Annotated in this window: 1 protein-coding gene and 1 pseudogene; one reads left to right on the top strand and one right to left on the bottom strand. The window is 67.4% G+C overall.

Annotated elements, in window-relative coordinates:
- The coding region (locus ACFO0C_RS48995) for a M23 family metallopeptidase (protein WP_378073862.1) at positions 1–835 on the bottom strand (835 nt) is incomplete at its 3' end.
- Between the two features lie 163 nt (positions 836–998).
- On the opposite strand from ACFO0C_RS48995, the pseudogene ACFO0C_RS49000 reads away from it, so the two are divergent.
- Positions 999–1,863, top strand: a pseudogene (locus ACFO0C_RS49000) (hypothetical protein); the annotation flags it as partial.

The raw sequence follows: 1,863 nt of genomic DNA on the forward strand, positions 1-1,863 counted from the left end.
TGCCCAGCCCGTTGGTGAAGATGTAGTCCGACTGCCCGGTATTGGCCAGACTGTTGGTGAGGTGGAACGACGCACCTGACGGCCGGAAGATCCCGACCGAATCCTTACCGTTACCGTCCCAGTCCCCGGTGACCGGCAGATCCCCGGCGGCTCCCAACTCGAACGCCCACTTCGAATGCACCGCGGCGTTCTGCGCCAACAGATGGAACGACGGATTCTCGTCCGGATCGAACATCCCCACCGTATCCACCGGCCGTACCACCGCCGGCGGCCGGTTACGGCTGGTCAGCGTCGTGCCCTGGATCGCGCTGTCGTACAGGGAGCCGCCGTGCTCCACGAAAGCCATCTTGATCGAGTACCGGCTGCCGCAGTTCTCGGCCTTGAAATCCAGATGCGCCCCGGTCGCGCTGCCGGTGGCGCCGGCCGCACCCAGCACCTGCGCCTGCTTGATCGCCTGGCCGGCGACGACCCGCCGCGACGACAGGTGCGAATAGCGAGTGCATTCACCCCACGGATGCTGTACGACGACCGTGTTCCCCCAACTGTCGGAGAAATACGAGTCCTGGACGACACCGGGCGCCGACGCGACCACCGTGCTGCCGGCCGGCATCGCGAAGTCGACCGCGTACCGCACGTACTCGCTGCCGGTGTGGCTGAACGAGCCCTCCCAGCCCTGCGTCACCCGGTAGCTGACACCGTTCGGGAACGGCAGATAGTAGGCCTTCGTCACCGCCTGCGCCGGTGCGGCGGCCAGCACGGTACCCGCCGCCATGACGACGGCAGCCGTCACCGCCCGCACCGTGCGGTGTGACGGCACCGGGGTCCTGAGTCTCACGTCGCTGTCCCTCTCGTTCGCGCCGGAAGTCGCGGACCAGGTATTCCACAGCCGACTTACGGCCGGCTTACACGGCCGCGGTAAGCCGGCGGTAAGCGCACGCGTCCACGGTGGGTCGTACGCGCCGATCGGCGTGTATCCCTTCCGTGGAAGGACCACGACTGTGAGACGCACCTCCAGGTGGGCGCTGGCCCTCACCCTGACCGTGGCGATGGTCGCCCCCGCCGCGCCTGCCGCTGCCGACCCCGACGTGCCGGTGTCGGTTGCCGCGGCCTACGCGACGGTGAGCTGCGGCGGTGTGAAGGCGATGGACACCGCGCTGGCGACCCGGCTCGACCCGAAACTGAACGGCACCCTGCGCGGCTATCTCAGCGGTTACCGGATGTCGTGCGCCCGCCGGATCGTCGAGGCGGTGCGTGCTCGCGGCCTGGCCAAACGGGCCGCCGCCATCGCGGTGACCACCGCGATCGTCGAGTCGACGCTGCAGAACATCAGCGAGGAGGTCGACCACGACAGCCTCGGCCTGTTCCAGCAGCGGGCCTCGTGGGGCACCGCGGCCCAGCGCCTCAACCCGCAGTGGGCGACAGACGCGTTCCTCAACAGGATGATCAGCCTCTATCCGAACAACTCGTGGAACAACACCGCCAACCCGATCGGCGTCATCTGCCAGGCCGTCCAGGTGTCGGCCTATCCCGATCGCTATCAGGTGCAGGCGTCGGACGGCAGCACCATCGCCTACAACATCTGGGACGCGCTCAGCAACCCGCCGGTCAAGCCGGTGGATACGGTGGGGATGTTCGATCCGGACGAGAATCCGTCGTTCCATCTGTTGGCGCAGAACGCGGCGGTGCATTCGAAGTGGGCGTTCGAGTTGGGAGCCGCCGGGGATCTGCCGGTCACCGGGGACTGGGACGGCAACGGTAAGGATTCGGTCGGGATCTTCCGGCCGTCAGGTGCGTCGTTCCACCTCACGAACAGTCTGGCCAATACCGGGCAGTCGGACTACATCTTCACCAACGGGCTGGGCA

The organism is Actinoplanes subglobosus (assembly GCF_042650585.1).
GTDB lineage: Bacteria > Actinomycetota > Actinomycetes > Mycobacteriales > Micromonosporaceae > Actinoplanes > Actinoplanes subglobosus.